Consider the following 25,340-nt stretch of genomic DNA (forward strand, 5'->3'; position numbering starts at 1 on the left):
GCGTTGTGGCCATAGAAGACGTAAGCCTGACACGGCTCGATTCAGAGCCGACTAGATGGCAACCGGTCAGGGATCGCTCCGCGACGACTCACAGTCAGGACTCAGCTGAGGGGCGACGCAGCAAGTATCTGGTGGCTTGCAGCTGACCGGAGCCAGGACGTCGACGTCGCGCTCGCAGACCCGGCGGCAACAGTCGACTCCCGTCAGTCCGTTGGCGGCGTCTCCGAGGCGTCTCCCATTTCGCAGAAGCGAATCGATGAGTCCGACCCGCATCCCAAATTTACAGGTGCGGGTCGAGGCTCGCGGGCGGTTCCCAACCTCGATCGCCGCTTCAAGGTCCGCACGGCGCCACCACTTACTCACCAGGGTGGTTTCGGTGCGGGGCTCCGGGTAGTGTCGCCTGCCGTCGGTATGATTGCTGGAGCGTAACTCTGTACACCGTGCCTTCGGTCCGCAGAATCGTCCACCGGACCGAAGAGGAGTGAGTCGTTGCCAAGCCGACCTAAGATTCCCGATCCTGAGAGATTCAAGTTGTGGGTCCGGTCCGGGGGCCGATGCCAGATCTGCCGCCGATATCTCCTCGAGGGACAGCTCGCCGCACGGGAGCTGACGTTCGGCGAAGCTGCCCACATCATTGGGCAGACGGAGAGCGAGAAATCCCCCCGCGGTCTCGACGAGGACCTGAGTGCTGACGATCGGGACAAAGCCGACAACCTGATGCTCCTCTGCGACGACGAGCACAGCGAGATCGACAAAATGGGCTCGCGGGATGCCTTCACCCCGGACTTCCTCCGTGAACTCAAGCGCAGGCACGAGGATCGGGTGCACCTTGCAACGAGCTTCGGTGAATACGACCGCACCACGCCGCTCCGGATGATCGGCAATCTCCGCGGCAGGCCGGTCGATGTCGGCCGCGACGCCGCGGCGGCTGCGGTCATGGCCACTGCCGGTCGCATGCCGCGGTTTGACCTCTCGACCCGCAATGCGATCGAGATCGACCTACGCAACATCCCCGGGGAAGAGGGGCCGGAACCGCACTACTACGCAAGCGCATGCGCAGCAATCGACAAGGTCATCAAGAACAAAGTGGCTGATGCGCTCACCACCGAAGAAGTAGTCCATTTGAGCGTCTTCGCCTTCGCGCGGTTGCCCTTGCTGGTGTACCTCGGCGCACAGATCGATGACACCGTGCCGGTCGACATCTATCAACGGCACCGCAGCACCGAGGACTGGAAGTGGCCAAACCCGGACGCGACAGCCACATTCACCACCACGATCGCTGATCCGACTCCGGCGGAGAGCGAGGCTGTTCTGATCGTCAATGTCAGTGGCACGATCAAGCACGACGAGCTTCCCGTGGCGGTGCGGGGACTTCCGCTATCGGAGATAACGATCGTGGGCACAGCTCACACGGACGTTCTCGCGGGTCCGGGTGCGCTAGCCGCATTTTCTCTTACTCTCAGGAAGTTCCTGGCCGAACTCGAGACCGGGCACAAGCACGTGAGGCTACTGCACCTCTTCGCGGCAATCCCCCTGTCTGCCGGCGTCGCCCTCGGACGCGTTTTCGCTCCCGAGGTACATCCATCGGTCCAGCTCTACGACCGCACAGACAGCGGGGACTACGTCGAGGCGATCCGAGTGGGGGAGCGATGAAGCTGACCAAGTACTTCGGCAGGTTCCTCACCGAAACGGTGAACATCAACGCGAGCCGGCTCGGATACCTCGACTCACGGGTGGGCAGCATCACCGACGCCCTGAAAACGTCAGCAGCACTCGACGGCCGCGTCCTCGACACGATCCCGCAAGGGTCGTGGGCCCACAAAACAATCATCAGGCCGTCGTCGGGCCTCGAGTTCGACGCGGACTTCCTCGTCCAGGTCAGCGAGGACACCGCATGGAACGATAATCCGCGCCGCTATGCGAATGCGGTCTGGTCAGCGCTCTCCGGTCACAGCGTCTACGGCTCGATGAGCAAGCAGAAAACCCGTTGCGTATGTGTCACCTACGCGAACGACTGCCACATCGACATCGTCCCCTACGTTGTCCTCGCTTCAGGCCGCGAAGTCATCATCAACCGCAAAACGAACGAGTTCGAGGACACCAACCCACTCGGATACTCCGGATGGATCCAAGAGAAGGACAAGCTGACCAACGGCAACCTCCGCAAGGTCATCCGCCTTCTCAAGTACCTCCGAGACCACCAGGGCGTGTTCAGCCTCAAGTCTGTGTTGCTGACAACGATGATCGGCAACATCGCCGAGGGATGGCGTCAGTACGACCCGAACTACTACAAGGACGTTCCCACGACGCTCCTCCACCTCGTGGACGATCTCGACAGGTGGCTGCAAGCGCAGTGGAGTAGGCCGACGATCGTTGACCCGAGCTGTCCGCAAACTAATTTCAACGAGCGCTGGACCGACCCCCAGTTCGTGGCGTTCCGCGACAAGATCCACGCCCTGGCGCCGAAGATCCGTGCCGCTTACGAGACCGAATCCGTGGCGGAAAGCATCGAGGCGTGGCGAAAGGTGTTCGGGCCCTCCTTCCCAGATTCGGTTGCGACCGCGACGACCGCCTCGGCTGCCGTGTCTTCGTCACCCCCCACACTCGGGCCGGTCAGCAGCGATCAACGGGCACCGAATGAGCAGTTCATCGAAGAGCTGTTTCCGGTCCGGGAGACCTACTCGATTGAGATCATTTGTGAGGTGTCCCCGCCGCGGAACATCAATCGGGCGCAGAGACGCGCACTGCAGCAGCGAGCTGGCCACGTCCCCAAGCAGCGCGATCTCTACTTCGCTGTGTCCGGCACCAACGTTCCCGCCCCGTTCGATATCTATTGGAAGGTCCGTAACCACGGCGCCGAAGCGGAGTCGGAAAGGGCTCTGCGCGGGGAGATCACGAAGGACGCAGGCCAGCACCGTAAACAGGAGAGCACACTCTATGCTGGCCAACACTATGTCGAGTGCTATGTCGTCAAGGACGGCATTTGCCTCGCGCGCGCACGCGAGCCGGTGATCATCCCGTAAGGCACGGCGTCCGTCGGCCAGGGTGTCGGCGAGTTGCTCGAAGAGGGTGGGCCATCCGCGGCGAAACCAGGTGAGACGGCCGCCGGTCGAGGTGGCCGCCGTCGATGAGGTGGGGGAGTCGGTGCTGCTGCTCGGGGACCCCCAGCTCACGGATCCCTGACGGGGGGATCCGATTGATGATCTGGTCACTGAGCAGGTGCAGCCGAATACCGAACTGTGAAAGGAGGGAGCATGGTCAATCGTTACTCAGCGCAGACGACATACTGACTCGAGCAACTTTAAAAATCGAAAGGGCTGCCGTGAGTCGCGAACTTCCTACCCCTGCGCCGTGGATCGAGGATCTGCCCCGTGACGAGCGCGGCTTTGTGGTTCCTGCAGAAGCTGGTTGGCAGGATGGCAAGCCTATTCTGAGCAAGGTCAGCACTTCCCGGAAAGTTGCCCTGGGTATGCGCCGCGCGTGTGCTGTGTGCGGATACCCGATGCCCAAGGGGACCACGGTCTACCGAGCCTTCGCACAAGCTGACGCTGCGCACATGCGCCAGCACGAGCGTGAGCGTGCGCAAGATCCCAGTGGACCCCTCCACTACTCATGCATTCTGTATTCCGCGATGGTGTGCCCCCATCTCCGGGAGAAGAACGCCAGGATGTCCAAGGACAGCGACATTAATCCTGGCGGTCGCCGAGGTACCTTAGCTGCGATCATGGGATTCCGGGATTTTGGGTTGATGGTTTACGCCCAGCCCCACCAGTTCCTTGACCCGGCCGTCCCCGAGCCGAACTTCATCTACCTAGAGATGTTGGAGGACATTACCTATCGGGATGGCGAAGAGCTTCGCGGTCGGTACGAGGATGCCGTCGACGCAGACTCTGTGCTCATCGACACCAAGCGGGCTCGCGTGTTCTGGACGGATGATGCCAGCGATGAGAAGGCGTTGGGGAGAGCTCTTAAGGACGACTTCAAGGCACTTAATCGGAAGCCGGACTTCTACCAGGCCATTCAAGGTCAGGGCCAGTTCGCGGCGCACGTGCGCTAGCTGCGCATGAAACGAATCAACTGGAGCGGTCGGGGTGTCGCCGCCACCAGCGCAGGCGCCGGTGGTCTCGCACTCGGATACGGTGCGAGTCTGCTGGTTCCGGCTCTCGGGAGTCCGCTGTTCTGGGACATCGCCGCGCAGCCCGTTGCCACCGCATTCGCTGGAATCGGCGCCATTAGCGCGGGGTACCTGGCCTTCCAGATGGCCAAAAGGGTCGGCGGCTGGATGCGCAGCACCACAGGGAGAATGCGGAGCGCGACCGCGAGTCAGACCTCCGAGATCGATACACCACTGCAGCGGCCCAGCTCGCCGATAACCATCCGGCGATCCGCGAAGCGGGTGCGTATGCGATTGCTGCGCTCGCTGATGACTGGATTCGATTCGGCGTTGCCAGCGATCAAAGCCTTAGAGCGCGCTCGGAGCAGCAAGTTTGCGTAGATCTCCTGTGCTCCTACCTCCGGTCGAACCGACAATTAGTGAGGCAGACAAGTCGGGCCGATCAAGAGCCTCAACCGCCAACTCAGTCTGAAGTGGAGGAACGGGCGGTTCGGTCGTCGATTGTCGATATCTTACGAGGGCAGGCTGGGACGTCTCTGGTGTCCAGTGGAGTCGGATCGCGACCACATGTTCGGCTCGACGGGGCTGACTTAGCGAGAGTCGACTTGTCGGAGGCAGACCTGGTAAATGCCAGTCTGATTGGGGTAAACCTGGCACACGCCAACCTTCATGGGATCAACCTGAAGTCCGCAGACCTCACCGATGCGAACCTCCGCAATGCGGATCTAAGGTTGGGGTTCCTCCGAGACGCGACATTGCGGAACGCGGACCTTACGTCCTGCAATATGTACGAGGTCGACCTAAGCGGGGCAAATTTGTACCTCGCACAGTTATCCGGTGCACACATGACCGGTGCGAATCTGAACAATGCCGACCTCACCGACACGAAACTTATCAAGACACAGCTAAGTGGGGCCATGCTTATCGAGGTGGAACTCGATGGCGCGGATCTGAGCCGGGCTTTCCTCCAGAACGCTGACTTGACTGGAGCCCACCTCAGGGGCACCGACCTCTCCGACGCAACTCTCGTTGGTGCGGAGCTGATGGCGACCAACCTCGCCGAAGCAGAGTTGGTTGATGCAGATCTGACCGACGCGGACCTAACATTCGCCGATCTGACGGGCGCCGACCTCAGGGGTGCCAACTTGACTCGTACCGACTTCACCGACGCAGACCTCACCGGCGCAGACCTCGGCACAACCCAGGACAAGGCACGCTACGACGACACGACTATCTGGCCAGCAGGGTTCACACCGTTAGAGGATTGACCAGGCCGGCATGGGGTGGCCCAGCCGGCGAAGCCTTCGGAAGTGTCTTGTCTCGACGATTCCCATCCCTGTCGCCGCTGCAGCGGTCGAAGTCTCACCGCATGTAAAGCGGAGGTGTCAGACGAACTCGCGGATCCGGGGGAGGATTTGGGCGAGTTCTTCGAAGAGTGCCGGCCATCCGCGTCGTAGGCGGGTGATGCGACCGTGTTCGAGGAAGGCGCCGTCGATCATGTGGGAGACCCGTAGGTGTTGTTCGGGTGTGCCGAGTTGGCGGAGTTTGTCGTAGACGGGGTTCACCGGTAGCTGGTGGTGGGCGATGTAGGCCCAGATCTCATCGACGCTCCAGTCCCATATGGGCCCGAAGACATGTGTTCCGTCGGCTCGGTCGATGAGGCCACCGTGGTGTCGGCGTTGCTCGGTGGTGTTGGTGCAGCAGCCGTCGCAGTCGCGTGTGACGTGGCTGCTGAGTGCGTTGTAGTAGAGCGACCAGCGGCCGGTCCCTTTCGGGGATTCGTCGGTTCGTACGCCCCAGATTTCTCCTGGCCCGTGTGCCGCGTGCGCTGCACGAGAGGGTGCACCGATGAGGATGTCGCGCAGTTTCTGGCTCGTGGCCCGGGTGGGCTGTTGGTGGTCCCATTCGCCGGACTGCGTGAGGACGGTTAGCAGTGGTGGGTCGGCGCGGTGGGGTTCGAGGTTCAGGTTCCAGGTGTCGGCGAGTGCGGTGATGTAGGTGTAGGTCTCGGGGTACTCGAGGCCGGAGTCGAAGAACACGACGGGGATGTTCGGTTCGATCTGCAGGGTGAGGTGGAGTGCGACGAGTGAGTCCTTGCCGCCGGAGAAGGCGAGGTATCCGTCATGGTCGTCGAGGTGTTGCTCGATGCGCCCGATGAGGGTTGCGAGGTCGCGGCGAGGCCGGCGCAGTGCCCGGAGAGTGTTCAGGTCCAGGCCGTCGGGTTCGGGCTTGCCCGCCACACGTCCTCCTTCACGGTGTCCGGTCGGTATCGAGATCTCGCAGCTTCTGTCACACAGTGTCCGCCCGGTGGATCTTCCTCCATGCGTGGGGCGTTTGAAGTCGCTTGGGCATGTGAGGAGTGTTGGTGTGGGGAAACTGTGCGAGGTGGCCGGCCGGCAGGACGTCGTCGCCGCGGCGTTCGCGTCGTCGAAGACGCGCGAGGTAGTCGAGCTGGCGAGGGTGGGCCGGTGTGCGAGATGCGCGGCGTCCCCGGTTCCGGTGGAGGCGGTGACCAAGGTGGTCTCCCGAACGTTCACGGGTTTCGATTCGTGGAAAGCGCCCGCGGAGGGTGGGCTGTGCGCGTCCTGCGCCTGGGCCTACCGGCACCCGGATCTGCGCAGAAGCATGCATGTGGTCACCACACGACCAGCAATGAGGGCAGTGACCGCGGCGGATCTCGAACGGATTTTGTCGCGGCCACTCGATCCGGATACCGCCGTGGTGGTGCCCTTGCGGCCCGGCCGAAAGCACATCCTGCCGCACGCGCGGTGGGGCGGGATTGCGGTCGAGGACACGTGCCTGCCGTGGACTGCGCGTGATGTCGCGGCGGTGACAGCGATGCGCCGACTGCGGGCGCTGGGGTTCGGTGCCCGGATGCTCGCCGAGCCTGCGGCCCCGTATCCGGTGCTCGCCACGATCGCCCCCAGGCGGTGGCCGGCGGTCTTCGCGGACTGGGACCGTCTCGCCCCGTACCGCCAGGTCGGGCAGTGGTGGGAGCTCGCGCTGCGAGCCACCGTGTCGGCGAGTGCGAAGGGAACGAAATGACCAGCCCGACCGATCGATGGCTCGCGGCCGCACCGGCGGGGCTGCCGCCGCTCGAGGGTCCGGCGTCGACAGCAGAACGCCTCCTGTTGTTGCTGCACTACGGGATCGACTGGGATTCGGGATGGGTTGGTCGGCGGCGGGAAACGTACTGGACCCAGCACCTGCCGAACCGTGTTCGGGTCGCCACCTATATCGGTGGCGGCGATCTCGACCGGTGGTGGTCGGTGGTCTCACGGTCCCTCGACTCGGAACCGACGAACACCGACCAACGGCTGGAACTGGCGACGTTGCTGCGTGAGGAGTCCGAGCCGGTGCTGACGTTGCTGCGTGAGCGTCCCACGTCGTACGTGTTGCGCACGCGGATCGTCGCCGAAGCTGTGGCCGCCGCTCGCACTTCGGGAAGGAAGAAATGATGAGGGCGACGGTGCGCTGGGATGTCGAGCTGACCGCGCTGTCCTCGATCTCCCAGAAGGGGGAGGACTCCGGAACGACGACGACACTGTTCCGGCGCGAGCCGGTGATCCAGCCGGACGGAAGGCCGGTGCTAGTGCCGATCGTGTCCGGGAACTCCCTGCGCGGCGGGTTGCGCAGGATCGCCGACGAGCTGTTCCGCGATGTCATCGGCTACGAACAGCAGATCCCGCTCTCGGCCGCGCACGCGCTACGCAACGGTGGCTCTTTGACGAAGGTCACCGGCGACGGTCTGACCGGTCGCCGGCGGCAGCGACTGCGGGAGCTGGTTCCCCCGATCGGGGTGTTCGGCGGCAACGGCGGAGGTCAGCCACCGATCGATGGCTGCCTGAAGGTGGGCAAGGTCATCCCGCGGGTGCGTGAGACCGAGACGATCATGACCCGGGCGTATGACGGCCGGTTGATAAGTCAGTTCGAGTTGGTCTCCCTGGAGAGCTACAGCCGATTCGACGACACCGACACCCGGACGTTCCCCGAATCCTCCGCGGGGGGCGGAGCCGGCAAAGATGCCGGCTCGTCGATGCTGATGCGATTCGAGGTCGAAACACTCCCTGCGGGAACCCGTTTCGAAACCTTCTTGCGGCTGGACCGGGCCACCCCTCTCGAAATCTCGTTCTTCACCGATGTGTGGGGCAGATTCGCGCGTGACGGATTCCTCGGAGGGCGCAGCGCGATAGGTCACGGGCGGGTCCGCGCCGAATCGGATCGGGTGGTGTTGGCCGGCCCGGACCCGCAGTCAGTGGACTGGCGCGTCGAGCTCGCACCACTGCGCGATGAGGTCATCGAAGCATTGTGCTGGCTGACATGACGGGCACGGAGGAGATGGCACCGTTCGTTGTCCGGGCGCACCTGTCGTTGGGACTGGCGCACGCGACGCCGTGGGGAATCAGTCTCGACGGGATCCTCGCCGCCGAACTGTGGGCCGATCACAAGGCCGCGGCACTCGACCGAGGCGAGTATGTGCCGGCGCTGACACCCGAGTGCGCCCCGCCCGACCTCGAGCTGCCACTGGCGCGATGCGAGCTCGCCGGCGAGGACTGGCATTGGTGTGCGACGTGCTCGTTCCCCGAGGACCCGGCCGGTGATCCCGTGGTGCGGCACTGGGCGTCGCGGGCCGATCACCGCGGGCTCGAGCAACTCAGTCACACGCTGCCGGCGGTGATCTCGGATCGGCAGGGCCGCTACCGGGCTCGCTACATGCCCCTGATGATCACCAACACCCGCACGGTCACCTGGCGCGGAGTCGGAGATCTCGACGCCGTCGCCACGATCCTGGGTGGCCTGGATGTCATCGGAAAGAAACGGGCCCATGGTGAGGGCAGGGTCCTGCGGTGGGAGTTCGAACACTGCCCCGCCGCCGACCGGTGGGCGGCGGCGCACCTGCATAGCGACGGCACTCTCGGGCGCACCACACCACCGGCCTGTCTGCCCGATCGACTCGAACCGGAATCGGCCGGCTTCGGGTTGGCCGGCCTGCGGCCGCCGTACATGCACCCGACCCGAATGCGTCAACTCCACCTACCTCGGTGAGCCGCCGCGTGGTGCGGCGGTTCGCCGACTATTCGGAGCGCGGGAGGTCGGGCACAGCGACTGGTTCGGGCAGCGTCCAGCGAGCGAGTGGGGTTTTCGACTCGTTCGGAGGATAGAGCGCAACCTCGGTGATCGACACGTCGTCGGTCAGCTTGTCTCCGATTCCGGGGAACAGGACGAGCCCCTCGGCGTGGCCGTCGAGGGCGTTGTTCCCGATCGCGGTGGGAATGTTGCCCCAGGAATCACTGCCGGTGATGGTCTGTCCGCTGAGTGTGCGGACCTTCCAGTTGGTCGATGTCGCGTTCAGGGTCCCGGAGTCGACATCGAGCACGATCGGGAAAAGCAGTATCCGCGGCTCTCCCATGGAGGTCTTTTCGATCAGCTGGGGTTCTTTCACCTCGATGCGGGCGGTGACGTCGGCGCCGGTAATGATCTGGGCGGTTCCGCCGATGGTGTCCGAGCCATCCGACGACGAGATCGTGGTCTGGTTGGTTGCCGCGGTCGGGGTCGTAGATTCAATGATGGTGATTGCTGCGGACGTAGCGGTCTGACTAGTGGGAGCGGCCTGTTCGTCGCCGCCGCCACATCCGGACAGGGCCAGTCCCAGTCCCAGTGCGGTGCAGGCAGTCACGGCCGCAATCGCGGTTCGGCGGATAACCATCGTTCATTTCCCCTTTTCTCCCCTGGCTGACCGGACGCCCTGCGAACAGGGTCATGGTCAGCCTCCATGTGCGCGTCCCCGGTTGTGGCGCGGACGACGCCTCCGAGCGTAGCGGTGTGGGACCGGTGTCCTGTCGTGGGCGTCGCGGAATGGGTTGACATGGACTGTGAACCGGCAGAGATCTAGGCCAAACCGGCGTCTCCACCTGTCCTGACGAGTGTTGGGATTTCGTCGAGCACGTTCCATTACGCGATGTCACTCACCACGTATGCCGCGGATCTTTCTCCTAGTGACAACAACCCCCATTTCGTCGGAGAGGGACACCACGGATATGACAGATGACCCAATCGGACTGGCCCGGATTCGTTCGCTGGAACCTTTGTGGGTGTCCCGGTGCGAGTTCGTGTGGAGCTGTCCAGGTCCGGCGCTACCGTTCGCTCCACCAGGCACCAGGCACCAGGCACCAGTTGCGAAAGAGCGAGGAGCGAGGAGCGAGATGACAATCGAGACCCATACACGGCTGCCAACGCCAACAGCGACCGCGCCGGAGTGGCGCGACTTCGCACTGTGCCGAGTCACCGATCCAGAAGCTTTCTTCCCCGAGACAGGCGAAGACGGGCGCCCCGCGAAACGGGTGTGCGCGAACTGCGAAGTTCGCGAGGCCTGCCTAGCCGAGGCACTCGCCCACGATGAGCGGTTCGGGATCTGGGGTGGACTGACCGCGGCCGAGCGCCGCAAACACCACCCGAAGCGCCGCCGATGACCGCCACGGCCATGTACTTCGCACACAAGGGCGCAATCCGTCCGGCTCCTCAGCCCCGACCGACACGACACGCCATGACACGCCCAATTCGGAATCAGTTCGCTATGATTCAGCGGAGCCAGAGGCGCCGCTGGCACCGCACAACCCAATTCATCGGTGACACGGCCTATTCCGTTTACGCTACGGTCATCCCATGCGTGATCTCCTCGAACAGACCGTCCGCTACCTCGAAGCCCTCTCCGACGCCGCCATGGACGCGTCGCCAGCCACGGACGCCTCGTTCGTGGCTGAGTTCGTCGAAGCCCTCCGCGAGTGTGCGGAGGCCGTCAAGACTGCCCGTGAGGACCTGATCGACACCGGTCGCCCGATCAACCCTGTCTACTCGCACCCCGGTGACGAGGACACACGGGAAGAACTCGTCTCGCGACTGACCGCGCATCTCTTTGCCGAATAGTCCGCTCCGCTCGCCGTCGAGCCGCCAAATTGGCGTCTACTCCGCAGGGCCAATAACGCGGATGGGTGGAGTCAGGAGGACCTCCCATGTCACGGGTACTTCGTGGTCCGGGCTTTGCTGGGACCAATAGCAATGGGAGTGATACGACGTCATCAGAGCGGTGCCGGGGGCGCGGAGCAGCTCCATGTTGGCCCGGAATCCGTCGCTATCGGTCTCCACGAGCCAGATCTTGGCTGCTTCAGTCGGATCGAAGGCAGTTCGGAAGGCACGGGCTTCGTCGAGTGTGTCCACTGCGAATGCGGATTCGAAACGAGAGGGTGCGGTCGGAAAGTGTGCACGACGGACGTTTTCCCAGATCAGCTCGATCAGATGGTCCGTGACTTGAAACTGAGCGGCCGCGTTGACGAAGTTGATTTCACCGTGCGCAGCAACGCCATTGGGAAATAGGACGTCAAGGTGCTGTTGCAGCGCTGTCGGTTCTACGTCGTCGTACCGGGTGAGCTCGAGCGACAGTCCCTCATGAAGGGTTCCTCTTCGATCGACGGTGTAGAAGCGCGGCATTCTGAAACCTTCTCTGGCTGTGCGTGATAGTCGGGCTCAGCATCCGGACTGCCCGTCGCCCATATTGGAAATATTGTGTCCACCCGGCGCCGCCTGTGTGGGCGGCGCTCAGCTGGTCAGGTGGTGGTATCGATATCGATGGTTCCCTCGGCTCTGCCGTCGAGGGCGGGGAGCGGGTAGTGCGGGCAGGTGACTACTTGAGGGGGCACGAGAATCGCCCGCCGGTTGCTGTCGAGGTAGAGGCGATAGGCGAGCTGACCGTCCCGGTGGACACCGGTGGCTGGGTCGACGGCGCCGAGAAAGTACCCTTGCGCGGCGTCGACGGTTGAGAAGATCGTCCGAGCCCATTCAGCGGGCTCGGTGGCCGGCAGATGCCGGGGCTCGCCCGTGTGCGCGTCGACGGTGTGCACGATGACGGTGACAGTGAACCCGGTAGCCGCGGGGAACCACGCCGCGGCCGGGGCTACGAACGATGCGATGGACGTGTGGATCTGCAGCCTGATGTCCGTTCCGGTGCGGGCCACCGCCGTGATGGTGGGCGAATCTGCCGTGAAGTCATCGGTGGCCAGGTGTGGCAGCGCGCGGTCGGAGTCGGCGTGGACGCTGCCGGGATCAGCGGGCATGGGCTTGTTTGTCCCGTTCTCGGATGATCTGGTCGGCCAGGCGGTACACCGCCAACTCGTCAGGGACACCGACCTTCGTGGCGCGCTCGCGGGCCGCGATGAACACCCGGACCTCCTCGTTCCCCTGCCTGCGATCCCGGTGCAGGAACCGGTGACGCGCCTCGGCGAGGTCCTCGAGGACCAACCACTGGAAGCGGTCGAGACTGGCGGCGATCTCGGCGACACGCGCCCGCTCCGACTGGACTGTGCGCCACCGATCAGCCAGGTCCGATCCCCCGAGCAGTGCACCGAGGACCATGGCGCAGACCGCTGTGATCATTCCGCACCCCTTCTCGACGTCATGGATTTCTTCGGTTCACCGGTGGCCACGGTCAGGGCGACAGTCGCCACGATCGCGACAACGACGGTCAGCAGCAGGGGCAGTGAGAACTCGGACGCGATCACCGCCCCGACGACAGCCACCGCGAAGGCGAACACAGCGAGCAGCCAGAGGGCCCGGGCAGCCGAGGCCCGATGTGTGATCTGGGCGACTGAGCCAGCGACGACCAGCACGGCGCCGAGCCAGAGAATCCAGATTGTCATGGTGTGGCGCGGATCCTTCCGACGTCGGCGGGCTGAAGTCTCGTGGAACAGGGTGTCATGCCGCCGAGTGGCCGAGCAGATCGGCGACGTCTGATCGAGCCATACCCTCGGTTGGGCGAACCGGCAAAGGTCGTCGAAGCGGCGGAAATGGGCGCACAACCGGGCCTTTGCGGCTGATCGCGCCGATGCTGTGTAAGGCCGTCAATGGGCGTCGTGGAAGGCCTGTGCGATCTCGGCGGGGATGCGGCCGCGGGAGGACAGTTCGTACCCCTGCTCGATCGCCCAGTCGCGGATCTTCTTCGTTTCTCCCCGCGGCCGCTTCGCGACAACGGGGTTCACCTGCCGGTCGGCGCGGTGTTTGCGGCCGCCGACTCGTGTGGAGTGGGCGATGTAGTACTCGAAGGTCTCGCGGAGTTCCTTCGCGTGCTCGTTCTTCAGGTCGATCACGTACTCGACGCCGTCGACTGCGTAGCTGATGCTTTCGCCGTTCTCACCGAAGACGGTGCCGTCAATGTCGTCGACCAGCTCCACTACGACCTTGCGTGCCACGGTTTCCACTCCTTGAGTTCTCCGGTACGGACCAGATGACAGTACTGGGAGTATCAGGAAACTCCCTGCGAGGTCCAGTGAGGACTATGGGTCGGAGAGGGTGACCGGTCAGACGCAGCGCCCTGACGGAACACGGTCACACTTCGACGAGTCCTCGGGGCAGGGTCCTTGCCGTTCGAGCATTCCAGACTTCAGACGCGTTGACCTGCGCAGATGGTCCATTTCTCGCGGAGGTCAGGTAGACGGATTTCGTCGGTGTTAGAATCGAACGCATGTTCGACTACCCGGGTCGGGGTAGGTGCAACGCGGTAGGAGATCGGTTCTATGACGGCACACTCCTCCACCAGTACTGATTTCACATTGCGGACGTTGCCGAAGGCCGATCGTGTGGAGGAGCTGCGCCGTCAGATGGCGGCGATCCCGGGTCGGTCTGTTGAGCCGGCCACCCCGATGTCTTTGGCGGTTCCCGCGTCGAAACCGGCGGCGGCGAGCGCGGAATCGATCCTCCGACTGCTTCCTGTGGCTCCAGCCTTCGCGAAACTGTTGCCCAGAGGTGGCCTTCCGCGCGGCTCGGTTGTCTCGGTTACTGGTGCCCGCTCGGTTTTGGTGAGCTTGGTCGCGGAAGTAACCGGGTCCGGCGGTCACGCCGCGGTTATCGGGCTACCGCAATTCGGTCTGCTTTCCGCTGTGGAAATGGGTGCTGACCTGACGAAGTGCGCGTTGATTCCGGAGGCCGGCGCCGATTCGGTCGACGTCGCGGCGGTCCTGCTCGACGGGATGGACCTGGTGGTCCTTGGGCTCGGCGGAATGGCGGTGACCCCCAGTCGCGCCCGGGCTGTAGTCGCGCGTGCACGCAATAGGGGGTCGGTGCTGGTGGTGACCGAAGGACGGTGGGACGGTGCCGACGTCCGGATCGACTCGCGGGTGTGTGGCTATGACGGCCTGGGCGAGGGGCACGGCCGCGTGAAGGGTGTTCGCCTCGATGTGGAGGTCAGTGGCCGGGGATTCCGCCCTAGGACTTCCAGAGTGGACTTGGGGGTCAGCAAGGGGGTGGTGGGGTGGAGTGAGCACGCCGAAGAGCTGACCGCCTCTCTGCAGCCGTTGCGGGAAGCGCTGTGAGCGGGCTCCCTGATTTCGAAGCTTGGTGCGAGCCATGGCCGGCCACCCCGACATTGCGCCGCTGCGTCCCGCCTCGTCCGGTGATTGTCGAGATGAATCGTGCTCTCCCGCTTGCCAAACATGCCCAACGCCCCGATCGACTGCCACTGCGAGTGCTCGCTGGTGGTCTCCGGGTCGAGGGAACCATGCACGCGGAATTGTTCGCCTGGGTGAAATTGACCGATGGCCAGTGGCTGGCTTGTAGCCAGGGTTCGAACCTGACCGTAGACCCCCACCCTAGCCGACGCTCTTGGCAATCGATCCGAGGCGAATCCAGATACCGCGGTATCGATCAGCCGTTCCATCGCACTGGTCCGCGGACTGCTCATAACTGAGGGATTCCACGAGTTACGTGTGGAATCCGCGAGCTGCTCGCAGACTCCGATACTCGTCGGGGATGAGACCACGTTTCTGCACCGTTTGACGCCCCAGTTCGGGATTCTTCACCGGACCACCTCTACGGGACTTCGCAGTTCAGCGAGGTTCAGTCATGGGACGACAATCGGAACGCACCGATGTGGGTTCCTTGGGTTCGTGCGGTGATCGCAACACCACTGATCAAAGGGTGTTGCACATGGCGAAATATTCTCATCGGATGGTTCCGGAGATCTTTCAGACGTTCTGGTCGGGGATGGCGGCGGGTGAGTTCATCACGGGCGCGGCCGAGGCGGCCGGCTCGTATCGCAAACAGGGCGCTCGGTGGCTTGCGGCATGCGGTGGGGTGCGTCCCCGGCGTGGCCGCAACCTCAAGGGCCGTTGTTTGACGTTCGCGGAACGGGAAGAGATCGCCATCGGCATCGCCGCAGGTCACACGCTTCGTGACATCGCGAAAGCCCTGAACCGGAGTCCGTCGACGATCTCACGCGAGATCGCCCGGAACCGTGAGCCGTCCGGGCGGTACCGAGCCAGATCGGCGCACGCAGCCGCCTACCATCGGGCCTCGCGGCCCAAACCGTCCAAGCTCGCCACCAATCCGTCGCTACGTGAGACAGTGGAGAAATCCCTGACCGAGCGCCATTCACCCGAGCAGATCGCGGGCCGACTCCGACTCGATTTCCCCGACGATCCACAGATGCGGGTGAGCACCGAGACCATCTACCAATCGCTCTACCAACCCTCCCGCGGCGGACTCGAACACACCCTCACCCGATCGCTGCGGACCGGACGTGGGCTGCGCCGACCTAGTCGGAAAGCCGGCCAGCGCAAGAATCGGATCCCCGACATGGCCAACATTGCGGACCGCCCCAAAGACGTGAAAGACCGTGCAGTACCGGGACATTGGGAGGGTGACCTCATTGTCGGCAAACGGAATCTGAGCGCGATCGGCACACTCGTCGAACGTTCGACCGGCACCGTCATGCTCGTTCATCTGCCCGACGGATACAAGCCCGAGCAGACCGCGCCCGCGTTGACCGAACAGCTCGAGACGCTGCCCACGAGCCTGCGCCGGACCCTGACGTGGGACCAGGGTTCGGAGATGCGGGACTGGAAGAGCGTCAGCGCGGCCACCGGCATCGACATCTACTTCTGTGATCCACACGCACCCTGGCAGCGCGGGACCAACGAGAATACGAACGGCATTCTCCGTCAGTACTTCCCCAAAGGTTCGGACCTGAGTGTGCACTCGAAAGCGGACCTGGAGTGGGTCTCACGGCAACTCAATGAGCGCCCCCGGAAACGGCTAGAATTTCGCACACCCATCGAAGAGATGGAACGACTGCTGTTGCGATGACCGCCAGAATCCGCCGTTCGGCTTCCGGGACAGCCTGGCGTGCAGCCCGAGACGCGGCACAATCAACGGCCGATTGTCAGGACACCGCCCGTCATGCCTCCTTCGAGGTATCCCTGAGGAGCTCGGCCATCGTCGTGCGCCTGGATCCGGTTGGCGTACTCGGGGCGCGTCCAGCCGTGCTCGCGCACGAGCGTGCGGTGGACCGCATGGCCTGTGAGCACCCAGGTGGCGGTGACAGCGCGTTCGGTGGTGAGATCCGGTCGCACGCGCTCCCGAGTCGGTTGCGTTCGGACTCGTCGGCGCCGCGGCGGCTATCGGGTCTACATCAGCAGCCTGCCCTCGTCCGGATCGTCCACGTCGGATACGACGACGGGAAGCCGACTCGTATTCGGGGCTCAGCCGGTGTTGGCGCCCCGGTGTCGGCTGTAGTAGCCGGCCATAAGCCGCCAGTAGACCAGTAGCAGCGCCATCATGACCGCGGTGGCACCGGCTGCCGGTGCGGCGCGGCGTCGCCGGGCGGCGATCAGTGCGGTGATGCCGGCCAGCGTGGCCGCCGCGTTTACCGCCATCGCGGTGTCGCGTGGCCGCTCGGTGATCCAGAGTTCTTCGCCGAGCACCGCCCGGGTGGACCAAGCCTGCTCGTCCGCCGGTTTCGGGAAGATCACGGGGTTGGCGGCCATCCAGGCACCGACGATCGCGGCATGGCTCCACCGCCGTGTCCACAGAGGAACGAGCACAAGAGGGGTGCTCAGCCAGCGAGTCCAGGCACTCCATGGGTTGGAGTGGCGCGCGAAGACCTCGTGTTTGAGATCGGCGAAACCGCGTGGCATGTCAGGATCTACCTTCCGGCCCGGCGCCAGCGTTCGATCACCGCGGGCGCTGCGAGACGTGTCTTGCCGCACCCTACCCGGCCGAGCAACGTGACGAACCTCCCCGGGACCACGAGGACGGCGATCTCTCGGAGTTCACGGGCACGGCCGACGAACCTGGAAAGGTCGGGCGGCAGCGTGTCGATGTCAGTCATCTGCGCGAGTCTGGCACCGGCGCGCGGCGCCGGGAACGAGCTGGATCGGCTCGCAGCGAGTTGGAGTCGCCGCGCCAGCAGGAAGGCCGGCGGCCCCACGCTCACTGCGGCGGCGATGCTGAGCAGGGGATAGAGGCGCCAGTACCGCAAACCGATCCCTTTCGTGACAGCACGTCATCGTCATGATTCCGTCGCATGAGGCGGTCACGATGCGCGTCGGGCGAGTATGAGTGCTTCGCGTTTGGTCAACGGCAGCGGCAGGGGCCCGCGGTCGGCCAGCGCATCGGCGAGAATCGCTGCCCGGTGGTGCGGCACCAGACGTGCCAGGAAGTCCCGCACAGCGTCCCGGTGTCGGGCAGCGTGATGAGCGACGCATCCCAGGGCTCGGTCTCAGCCGCCCCGAAGGCGGCGGCGACCAGCTGTTGAGCGGTCCGGGGCGGCGATCGGTGTGACCTTCGCGGTCAGACCGATCCTCGCGCCGCTGCCGCTGCCGCTGGGGCGCGGGCAGTGGAAGGTGTTCGTCACCGCGGTCGGGGGTTCTTCACCGGAATGTTGCTGCGGCGCAGCGACGCGCACATTCGGCTTCCGGTGGCGCAGATCCTGACCCGGACCGGGCGGCAGCTTCTGCCGGCGCTGCTGGTGGTGGTGGCGGCCGCCGCGCTGGTCACCATGATCACCCGGCCGTTCACGCAGTGGGGTGCGGCCGCTGATTAGCGGGTAGCCCAGTTGGGGAATTCGGGCGCCGCCGCGATAGGGTGAAGATGGTGCGCCGGGAAGTCTGGTCGGCAAAAGAATTTCGCTCGCTATCGACCGGACGAGGACCGCATCATGTGCACCACACCTTTACTTCTGCCCGTCAGCCGTCGCATCCTGGGTGCGTCGCCGGCCGTGGCGCGGTGAGCGCGATGAAATACGTTCCCCTTGCCACACATGGCATCTACCACGAGACCGCGGACAGTGTTCCGGTGCGCCGGGCCTGCCGGGACCGGCTCGAGCACTGGCACGTCCCCCACGCACTGCACCGGTTCGACACCTCCCTGGGCGTGACCACCGTGCTGTCGGCGGGCACGAGCACCGGGCTGCCACCGGTGGTGCTGCTGCCCGGGGCCGATCTGAACGCGGCGACGAGTCTGGCCACCGTGTGCGCCCTGCGGGAACAGCACCGCGTCCTGGTCCCGGACATCCCCGGCGAACCGGGTCTGAGCTCGTCGCGGCGCCCGCACCGGTACCGGCAGCTGCTTCCTGCGTATGGTCACTGGCTCGACGAGTTGCTCCCGCAACTGTGCAGCGAGCCGGTGATCCTGGTCGGCCATTCCCTCGGCGCCGGAATCGCCCTCGCATCCACACCCTCCGATCATGTCGCGAAGCTGGTCCTGGTCAGCCCGGCGGGCCTCGTCGCGATGCGGCACACCCGGGAGCTGACCTGGTTGCGTACGAAGTGGCGGCTCGACGCCACCCTCGGCAACAGCGAACAACTCCTGTCGTATCTGATGTCGCCGCGGTTCACCCCGGACATGGGACTGGTCTCCTGGTACAGCATGGTCGCCGAGCACTGCTTCCCGGGCCGGTTGCCCCGGCGTCTGCCCGCCCGGCTGGTACACCGCTGGTCCGGAACACCGGTCGTCGTCGCCACGGGTGAGCACGACCGGCTTGTCAGCCCGGATCGTCTGCGCCGACGGGTGCGATCGCTGCTCGGTGTCGAGGTCCGCACCCTTCCCCGGTGCGGGCACCTGGCGTTACGTGAGGCACCCGGCACGGTCGCCGAGCTGATCACCTCCGCTCCGAACAATCAGAAGGAAGCCGTGTGAATACCCGCCCGACGGCCACACCCCTGTTCCCGCGTGGATCCTGGGCCGAAGCCTCCCGCATCACCGAGATCCTCCGTAAGGAAACCGTCGGCGGTGCCCTGCTGCTTCTGGCGACCGTCGCTGCGATGGTGTGGGCCAATTCCCCCTGGTCGAGCGGATACGATGCGCTGCGCGACTTCACGATCGGTCCCGAAGCGCTGCACCTGAATCTGTCGATCGGAACCTGGGCGGCGGACGGATTGCTGGCGATCTTCTTCTTCGTCGTCGGCCTCGAACTCAAACGCGAGTTCGTCGCCGGGGACCTGCGTGACCCGCGGCGGGCGGCGCTGCCGATCGCCGCCGCGGTCGGCGGCATGGCCGCACCCGCAGTAGTGTTCGTGGCGGTCAACGCCCGCACCGGCGGTGATGCTCTGCAGGGGTGGGCGATCCCCACCGCCACCGACATCGCCTTCGCCCTCGCCGTGCTGGCGGTGATCAACACCCACCTCCCGTCGACGCTGCGCACCTTCCTGCTGACCCTCGCGGTCGTCGACGACCTGCTCGCGATCACCATCATCGCGGTCTTCTACACCGACAAGTTGTCGGTGTTGCCGCTGCTGGCGGCGCTGATTCCGTTGGCAGCGTTCACCATTGCGGTGCAGCGGCGGATCCGGTCGTGGTGGCTGCTGCTTCCCCTCGCCGCGCTGACCTGGGCGTTGGTCCACGCCTCCGGGGTGCACGCCACCGTCGCCGGCGTGCTGCTCGGCTTCGCCGTCCCGGTCCTGCGCAGCCGCGCCGCCGGCGGACCGGACGCCGGACCGGGGTTGGCCGAGCACTTCGAACACCGGATCCGCCCGATCTCGGCCGGGTTCGCGGTCCCGGTGTTCGCGTTCTTCGCCGCCGGCGTCACCATCGGCGGGCTGACCGGCCTGACCGACGCCCTGTCCGATCCGATCGCGGTCGGCATCATCGCCGGCCTGATCGTCGGCAAGACCTGCGGGATCTTCGGCACCACCTACCTGCTGTCCCGGTTCACCCGGGCCACCCTCGATGCCGGGCTGCGCTGGATCGACGTCCTCGGGGTCGCGATTCTCGCCGGCATCGGGTTCACCGTGTCCCTGCTGATCGGGGAACTCGCCTACGGCCAGGCCAGCGCGGCCGACGATCACGTCAAGATCGGCGTGCTCTGTGGCTCGGTGGTCGCCGCCGTCGTCGCCGCCGCGGTGCTGCGGATCCGCAACCGCGCCTACCGGCTCATCGCCGAACAGGAAACCGTCGACGCCGATGGCGACGGCATTCCCGACGTCTACCAACACAACGACGGCCGCGACATCGTGTCGTGAGTGCACCTCACGTCGGGGACTGATCCGGATCCTTCGGTCTCCGGTCACCGGCCTCGGTGCCGGGATGCGTGTCGCCGCCGTCCTCGTTTCCCGCGAGCCGGGTGAACACCTCCGATGCCGCTTCCGCCGCGAGGGAGAAGGGTTCGAGAATGAATTCCGCTCCCGCATACCGCAGTTGATCCGCGTCGTGCGGCGTATGCGCTGTCACCACGACATGCCCCTGATATCCGTGATGACGAAGACCGTGAAGCAGCGCCATGTTGACGTCGAGCAGGGGGATGGTGCTGATGACGAACCGGGCCTGCGCCAGGGGCAGTGACTCGAGAAAGTGCAGATCTTCGGCGCTGCCGAACACCGCCGTGATCCCCTCGCGGTTGTTCGCAGCGAGCCGATGGGGATCGAAATCGACCGCCAGCACCCGGTGGCCGGCCGCGCTGAGCTGATCGGCGACGTGGCGGCCGAATCTGCCGAGGCCGTAGAGGATGGCGTAGACGGCACGGTCGGCCTCTGCCGGCTCGGCCCGCCGACTTCCGGTCCACTCGAGCACCCGTAGCCAGCGTTCGATCCGGCGGTAGATCCGGTGCGAGTACAGGATCAGGTAGGTCGAGCCGCCGATCGTGACGAGCCCGATCACGGTGATCAGGCTGACGGTGGCGTTGGTGATGTGCCCGAGGCTCAGGCCCAACGCGGCGAGGATCAGGGAGAACTCCGAGATCTGTGCGAGTGGAAGTCCCGTGGCGAAACCGATGCGGACCGGGTACCGCATCGCGGACATGATCACCACGACGATCAGCGGTTTGCCGACGAGCACGAACAGCGAGAAGATCACCGCCTCCGAGAGGTGCCCGGCCGCGTCCGCGAAGTCCAGTCCGGCGCCCAGATCGAGGAAGAAGAACAGCAGCAGAAAATCGCGCAGGCTCACCAGCCGAGCGCCGAGTGCGTCACGGTAGGGGGTGGCCGCGAGCGACACCCCCGCGACGAACGCCCCGACTTCCGAACTGAATCCGAGTGTCTCGGTCACGGCGGCGACCGAGACTGCGTAGGCCACCCCGAACAGCACGAGCAGTTCCTGCGACCGGGCCACTTGGTTCAGCAGCCACGGCAGCACGAACTTCATCAGGAGGGCGATACCCGCCATCAGGCCGAGACCTTTGGCAACGACCAGCACGATGCTCACGGTCATGGTGTCGTCGGTGCGCTGACCGAACGCGTTGATCGCGATCATCACCAACACCACGATGATGTCCTGAACGATCAGGAGGCCGACCGCGATGCGGCCGTGGATCTGTTCGAGCTCCCGAGTGTCGGAGAGCAGTTTGACGATGATGATCGTGGACGAAAATGTCAGGGCCAGAGCAACGTACAGGGCGGCGACGGTATCCATGTCGAAGCCGACCGCGAGGAGATACCCGATCACCGCGGTGAACAGGACCTGTCCGAGACCGGTGATGAGGGCGACCGGTCCGGTGGTTCGGATCAGGTGCATGTCGAGCCGCAACCCGACGAGGAAGAGCAGAATCGCGATCCCCATCCGGGCGAGGAGCTCGATGGTGCTGTCGGCGACCACCCAGCCGGTACCGGTCGGCCCGACCAACACCCCGACCCCGATGAACGCGACGATCAGCGGCTGCCGAAGCCGGGTGGCCACCAACCCGGCGGCTGCGGCGATGGCCAGGATCACCGCGATCAGCGCGAAATCATGCAAGTCCACCACACGTGACCCCATCCCACCCGAGCGGTCGACGACATGAGCTCATTGTCCGCCGCGACGGGGTTCGGCACACGATCAACCGCCAGCAGGTTCGGTGTACGGCGTTGCGGGCACACTGCGTATCCCCACCACTGCTGGGCCAACCGGTGGAGCGTCAGTTCAGGCTTCCTCCGGCGGCCAGGTAGCCGTCGATCGCGCGTTGGAGACGGTCGAGGGCTGCGCCGTAGGTGGTGAAATCGCCGGTGTGCTGGGCCTCGCGCAGGCTCCCCAGGGCGGCGTTGAGTTCGAGGACGGCCGCGGTCAGCTCGTCGGAGCCCGGCGACGCCGGTGCGGTGGGCGGCGCTCCGCCCGGTGGCGGAGCGGTCTCCGGCGCGGGGGGTGGTGGTGCGGTGGCCGCGTCGCCGCCGGGTGCGGTCGCGACGTGTCCAGCGCCGGCGCCGAAGACCTGGTCGAGGGCTTCGGCGAGGGTGGGGGCGTAACCGACCCGGACCCCGCCGGTGCCGGGTTCGCGGTAGCTGACCAGCACGCGCGCCAGCTGTGGGAACGTCGATCCGTCGGCGGCGGTCGACAACCGTTCGGTGAACAAGGGCTCGACGTACAGGACGCCGCCGTCGGCGATCGGCAAGGTCAGCAGGTTGCCGTAGTGGATTCGGTTCGACCGCTCCAACAGGGTGCGCTCCGAGGCCACCCGGGTGTCGGAGATCATCGAGTTCTGGATCTGCTGCGGCCCCTGCGTGAGGGTGTCCGTCGGCAGCTGCAGCACCTCGATCCTGCCGTAGTTGTCGGGATCGGAGTGCACCGAGAGGTAGGCGGAGAGGAATTCGCGGTTGAACCCGACCATGGCGCTGGCGAGCCGGAACGACGGCTGCGCGGTGCCGGCGTCGCCGACCAGGATGTAGTACGGGGGTTGCTGGCCGCTGGTGTCGGTGGTCGGATCGGACGGGACGGACCAGAACGCGTTGTTGGTGAAGAACTCCCGCGGTTCGTTGACGTGGTACTTGGCCAGACGTTCACGCTGGATCCGGAACAGGTCCTCGGGGTAGCGGAAATGGGCGCGCAGATCGTCGGAGATCGCCTCGTCGGGCCGGACGGTGCCCGGGAACACGCTCATCCACGCGGTCAGGACCGGATCGTCCTGATCGACCTGATACAAGGTGACGGTGCCGTCGTAGGCGTCGACGGTGGCCTTGACCGAATTCCGGACGTAGGAGACTTGCTCCCGGGGCAGTGTCCGTCCGGTGTCGGGGTCCGTGACGACCGGTTCGCTCAGGGCCCCGGATTGCGAGTAGGGGTAGTGCTCGACGGTGGTGTAGGCGTCGACGATCCAGGTGATCCGACCGTCCACGACCGCCGGATACGGGTTGTTGTCGGTGGTCAGCCACGGGGCGACGTGCTCGACCCGGGTGGCCGGGTGGCGGTTGAAGATAATCTTCGACTCCGGCCCGATGGCGCCGGAGAACAGGATGTTGCGCTCGGCGTACTGGGCGGCGAACGCCAACCGGTTGATCCATCTCCCGATCGGCACCCCACCGGAGCCGGTATAGGTGTAGGTGGCGGTGTCGGTGTCGTACTCGCGCGGGGTGGCGCCCGCCCCCGCGCCGACGATGACGTAGTCCGGGCTGTCGGACTGCGCGATCACCTCACCGAAGTAGATGCGCGGCTGGTCGACCGGGATGATCTGGTTTCCGACGGCCTGGGAGGCGATGTCGCTGACGGTGTAGATCGGGTAGCCGCTGTCACTGCTGCTGCTCTGCCCGGAAGCGTCCCGCACCGCGGCATTGACCCGGTTCGCCGGCGCCGCAATGAAACCGTTGCCGTGCGTGTAGACCAGATGCCGGTTGATCCACTGGGTTTGATTGCCGCTCAGGCTGTTCGGGGACAGCTCACGCGCCGCGACGATGTAGTCGGCGAGTTCACCGTCGATGCTGTAGCGGTCGATGTCCAGGGTGGTGAAACCATAGAAGTTCTTCAGTTGCTGCTGCTGGGTAAAGGTGCGGGAGAGCACATTCGGGTCCAGCAACCGGGCGTTGGCGATGGTGGTGACGTCGGCGGGAACCTCCCGCGGCGGCCGGGTACCCACCCCGGGATAGTCCCGGTATTCGACCCGGTCGGCGCCGATTCCGTAGGCCAGCCGGGTGGCGTCGATGTTGCGTTCGATGTAGGGGCTTTCCCGGTCGGCGGCGTTCGGGCGGACCGAGAACTGTTCCATCAGCGCCGGGAACACACCGCCGACCAGGATCGAGGACAGCACCAGCAGGGCGGCGGCCATCGCCGGGATCCGCAGATCCCGCACCCAGATCGCGGCGAAGAACGCGCACGCGCAGATGATCGCGATGGCGAACAGGATCAACCGTGCCGGGAGTACGGCGTTGATGTCGGTGAATCCGGCACCGGTGAAGGTGGGTTCCTTCCGGCTGCCCCACAGCAACGCATACCGATCCAACCAGTACGCGACGGCCTTGAGGGCGATGAACGACCCGGCCAGGACCGCGAGCTGAATCCGTGCCGCCGGGGTCAGCGCACTCACATCCGCCCCGGGCTCGTCCCGGCCCCGAGGCTTGTCCCGGTCCCCGGTGTCCTCCTGGTTCTGGGTCTTGTTCTTGAAGGACAGCCGCAGCCCACCGAACAGGTAATGCGTTGCCAGGCTCAGCACGAACGCCAGGAACGTCGCCACGAACAGCCAGGTCAGCACCAACCGGTAGAACGGCAGGTCGAATACGTAGAAGCCGATGTCGTGACCGAACTCCGCGTCCGTCGTCCCGAAATCACCGCCGCGCAGAAACAGCTGCACCGTGGCCCAGTTCGCCTGCGCGCTCAATCCGAACGGCACGGCGACCAGCAGCGGAACACCGATGCCGAACCACCGGGGCCGGCTCATCACCACCGTCCGGTACTCCTCGATCGGGTCCTTCTCCGACACCGCGGCCGCGAACAGTGGACGCGACCGATACGCCCACACCAGCACCGCGAACATCAGTCCGGCCACGACGAGCGTCACCACGACGAACAGGATCAACCGGGTCACCAGGACGGTGCCCCACACCGACCGGTACCCGACCTCCCCGAACCACAGCCAATCGACATACACCGCCACCAGCCGCGGCCCGATCACCAGCAACGCCACGAAGGCCAGCAGCACCACCACCGACACCGACGCGCGGCGGGACAGCACACGCTCGGACGGTTGCATACTCACCTCCCTCGGCCCGCGCACCTCGCAGCGGCCCGATCG

At 65.2% G+C, this 25,340-nt stretch carries 26 protein-coding genes; 15 read left to right on the forward strand and 11 right to left on the reverse strand.

The features are described 5' to 3' along the window. The first annotated feature begins 489 nt into the window (after window positions 1-489). The 4 genes from H0B43_RS38580 (at window position 490) to H0B43_RS38595 (ending at window position 5,382) form a co-directional block, all read left to right on the forward strand. Complete coding sequence (locus H0B43_RS38580; RefSeq protein WP_063885172.1) at window positions 490-1,653, forward strand: SAVED domain-containing protein; 1,164 nt, start codon at window positions 490-492, stop codon at window positions 1,651-1,653. After that, window positions 1,650-3,023 carry a nucleotide-binding domain-containing protein gene (locus H0B43_RS38585; RefSeq protein WP_005560350.1) on the forward strand — a complete coding sequence of 458 codons (1,374 nt, stop codon included), beginning with the start codon at window positions 1,650-1,652 and terminating at the stop codon, window positions 3,021-3,023. Before H0B43_RS38580 ends, H0B43_RS38585 begins: the two co-directional genes overlap by 4 nt. A 644-nt stretch (window positions 3,024-3,667) precedes the next feature. After that, entirely contained in the window at window positions 3,668-4,057 is a 390-nt protein-coding gene (locus H0B43_RS38590) for a hypothetical protein (protein WP_185950115.1), read from the forward strand. A 596-nt stretch (window positions 4,058-4,653) separates the two neighbouring features. Further along, window positions 4,654-5,382 carry a pentapeptide repeat-containing protein gene (locus tag H0B43_RS38595; RefSeq protein WP_312034192.1) on the forward strand — a complete coding sequence of 243 codons (729 nt, stop codon included), beginning with the start codon at window positions 4,654-4,656 and terminating at the stop codon, window positions 5,380-5,382. Window positions 5,383-5,499: 117 nt separating this feature from the next. Here H0B43_RS38595 and H0B43_RS38600 read toward each other — a convergent pair whose 3' ends face one another. Then, the gene (locus H0B43_RS38600; protein ID WP_005560359.1) at window positions 5,500-6,354 is read right to left on the reverse strand and encodes a phosphoadenosine phosphosulfate reductase family protein; all 855 of its coding nucleotides are present in this window, start codon (window positions 6,352-6,354) and stop codon (window positions 5,500-5,502) included. Between the two features lie 127 nt (window positions 6,355-6,481). Between H0B43_RS38600 and H0B43_RS38605 the strand changes: the two genes are divergently transcribed. From H0B43_RS38605 to H0B43_RS38620, 4 genes are read left to right on the forward strand one after another with little or no spacing between them, the layout of a single operon-like run. Next, window positions 6,482-7,159 carry a hypothetical protein gene (locus H0B43_RS38605; RefSeq protein ID WP_005563613.1) on the forward strand — a complete coding sequence of 226 codons (678 nt, stop codon included), beginning with the start codon at window positions 6,482-6,484 and terminating at the stop codon, window positions 7,157-7,159. Beyond that, entirely contained in the window at window positions 7,156-7,572 is a 417-nt protein-coding gene (locus tag H0B43_RS38610) for a hypothetical protein (protein ID WP_005563614.1), read from the forward strand. The genes H0B43_RS38605 and H0B43_RS38610 overlap by 4 nt, the downstream gene beginning before the upstream one ends. Then, window positions 7,569-8,438: a hypothetical protein gene (locus H0B43_RS38615; protein WP_005572484.1), complete on the forward strand. Its 870-nt coding sequence runs from the start codon at window positions 7,569-7,571 to the stop codon at window positions 8,436-8,438. The genes H0B43_RS38610 and H0B43_RS38615 overlap by 4 nt, the downstream gene beginning before the upstream one ends. Then, on the forward strand, window positions 8,435-9,160 hold the full coding sequence (locus H0B43_RS38620; RefSeq protein WP_005572486.1) for a hypothetical protein: 726 nt from the start codon (window positions 8,435-8,437) through the stop codon (window positions 9,158-9,160). The genes H0B43_RS38615 and H0B43_RS38620 overlap by 4 nt, the downstream gene beginning before the upstream one ends. A 28-nt stretch (window positions 9,161-9,188) precedes the next feature. Here the strand turns inward: H0B43_RS38620 and H0B43_RS38625 are convergent, their stop codons facing one another. Further along, window positions 9,189-9,821, reverse strand: coding sequence for a hypothetical protein (locus H0B43_RS38625; protein WP_005572488.1), 633 nt, complete (start codon window positions 9,819-9,821; stop codon window positions 9,189-9,191). A 496-nt stretch (window positions 9,822-10,317) separates the two neighbouring features. Here H0B43_RS38625 and H0B43_RS38630 point away from each other — a divergent pair, with 496 nt between their 5' ends. After that, window positions 10,318-10,584, forward strand: coding sequence for a WhiB family transcriptional regulator (locus H0B43_RS38630; RefSeq protein ID WP_043793230.1), 267 nt, complete (start codon window positions 10,318-10,320; stop codon window positions 10,582-10,584). Between the two features lie 193 nt (window positions 10,585-10,777). After that, on the forward strand, window positions 10,778-11,038 hold the full coding sequence (locus tag H0B43_RS38635) for a hypothetical protein (RefSeq protein WP_005572492.1): 261 nt from the start codon (window positions 10,778-10,780) through the stop codon (window positions 11,036-11,038). A gap of 36 nt (window positions 11,039-11,074) precedes the next feature. On the opposite strand, the gene H0B43_RS38640 is transcribed toward H0B43_RS38635, so the two are convergent. The 5 genes from H0B43_RS38640 to H0B43_RS38660 all read right to left on the reverse strand — a co-directional run bounded on the left by H0B43_RS38640 (window position 11,075) and on the right by H0B43_RS38660 (window position 13,353). After that, a complete protein-coding gene (locus tag H0B43_RS38640) occupies window positions 11,075-11,599 on the reverse strand; it encodes a DUF2441 domain-containing protein (RefSeq protein WP_005569777.1) in 525 nt (174 codons plus the stop codon). A gap of 116 nt (window positions 11,600-11,715) precedes the next feature. Continuing rightward, a complete protein-coding gene (locus tag H0B43_RS38645; protein WP_005569779.1) occupies window positions 11,716-12,222 on the reverse strand; it encodes a hypothetical protein in 507 nt (168 codons plus the stop codon). After that, window positions 12,212-12,541, reverse strand: a complete 330-nt coding sequence (locus H0B43_RS38650) for a hypothetical protein (protein ID WP_043791389.1) — start codon at window positions 12,539-12,541, stop codon at window positions 12,212-12,214. The genes H0B43_RS38645 and H0B43_RS38650 overlap by 11 nt, the downstream gene beginning before the upstream one ends. Next, window positions 12,538-12,804, reverse strand: a complete 267-nt coding sequence (locus H0B43_RS38655) for a hypothetical protein (RefSeq protein WP_005569781.1) — start codon at window positions 12,802-12,804, stop codon at window positions 12,538-12,540. Before H0B43_RS38655 ends, H0B43_RS38650 begins: the two co-directional genes overlap by 4 nt. A 201-nt stretch (window positions 12,805-13,005) precedes the next feature. After that, entirely contained in the window at window positions 13,006-13,353 is a 348-nt protein-coding gene (locus H0B43_RS38660) for an Lsr2 family protein (RefSeq protein ID WP_043791394.1), read from the reverse strand. A 693-nt stretch (window positions 13,354-14,046) separates the two neighbouring features. Here H0B43_RS38660 and H0B43_RS42245 point away from each other — a divergent pair. Further along, window positions 14,047-14,472 (forward strand): hypothetical protein, encoded by a 426-nt coding sequence (locus H0B43_RS42245; protein WP_252190444.1) that lies wholly within the window; start codon window positions 14,047-14,049, stop codon window positions 14,470-14,472. A 613-nt stretch (window positions 14,473-15,085) separates the two neighbouring features. Then, window positions 15,086-16,243 carry an IS30 family transposase gene (locus tag H0B43_RS38670; RefSeq protein ID WP_252190979.1) on the forward strand — a complete coding sequence of 386 codons (1,158 nt, stop codon included), beginning with the start codon at window positions 15,086-15,088 and terminating at the stop codon, window positions 16,241-16,243. A 395-nt stretch (window positions 16,244-16,638) separates the two neighbouring features. On the opposite strand, the gene H0B43_RS38675 is transcribed toward H0B43_RS38670, so the two are convergent. Both H0B43_RS38675 and H0B43_RS38680 read right to left on the reverse strand, forming a co-directional pair. Then, window positions 16,639-17,073: a DUF6653 family protein gene (locus tag H0B43_RS38675; protein ID WP_005569791.1), complete on the reverse strand. Its 435-nt coding sequence runs from the start codon at window positions 17,071-17,073 to the stop codon at window positions 16,639-16,641. Between the two features lie 8 nt (window positions 17,074-17,081). Next, window positions 17,082-17,267: a hypothetical protein gene (locus H0B43_RS38680; protein WP_185730776.1), complete on the reverse strand. Its 186-nt coding sequence runs from the start codon at window positions 17,265-17,267 to the stop codon at window positions 17,082-17,084. A gap of 507 nt (window positions 17,268-17,774) precedes the next feature. Here H0B43_RS38680 and H0B43_RS38685 point away from each other — a divergent pair. From H0B43_RS38685 to nhaA, 3 genes are all read left to right on the forward strand, one after another. Then, window positions 17,775-17,981 carry a hypothetical protein gene (locus tag H0B43_RS38685; protein ID WP_185730777.1) on the forward strand — a complete coding sequence of 69 codons (207 nt, stop codon included), beginning with the start codon at window positions 17,775-17,777 and terminating at the stop codon, window positions 17,979-17,981. A 191-nt stretch (window positions 17,982-18,172) separates the two neighbouring features. Beyond that, window positions 18,173-19,075, forward strand: coding sequence for an alpha/beta fold hydrolase (locus H0B43_RS38690; protein ID WP_185730778.1), 903 nt, complete (start codon window positions 18,173-18,175; stop codon window positions 19,073-19,075). Further along, complete coding sequence (gene nhaA / locus H0B43_RS38695) at window positions 19,072-20,397, forward strand: Na+/H+ antiporter NhaA (RefSeq protein ID WP_005560877.1); 1,326 nt, start codon at window positions 19,072-19,074, stop codon at window positions 20,395-20,397. The genes H0B43_RS38690 and nhaA overlap by 4 nt, the downstream gene beginning before the upstream one ends. Before the next feature lie 7 nt (window positions 20,398-20,404). Here the strand turns inward: nhaA and H0B43_RS38700 are convergent, their stop codons facing one another. Further along, window positions 20,405-22,108 carry a cation:proton antiporter family protein gene (locus H0B43_RS38700; protein WP_312034197.1) on the reverse strand — a complete coding sequence of 568 codons (1,704 nt, stop codon included), beginning with the start codon at window positions 22,106-22,108 and terminating at the stop codon, window positions 20,405-20,407. A gap of 154 nt (window positions 22,109-22,262) precedes the next feature. Further along, a complete protein-coding gene (locus tag H0B43_RS38705; RefSeq protein ID WP_185730780.1) occupies window positions 22,263-25,298 on the reverse strand; it encodes a UPF0182 family protein in 3,036 nt (1,011 codons plus the stop codon). Window positions 25,299-25,340 lie beyond the last annotated feature (42 nt).

It is taken from the genome of Rhodococcus sp. 4CII (assembly GCF_014256275.1).
In the GTDB taxonomy this organism is placed as follows: domain Bacteria; phylum Actinomycetota; class Actinomycetes; order Mycobacteriales; family Mycobacteriaceae; genus Rhodococcus_F; species Rhodococcus_F wratislaviensis_A.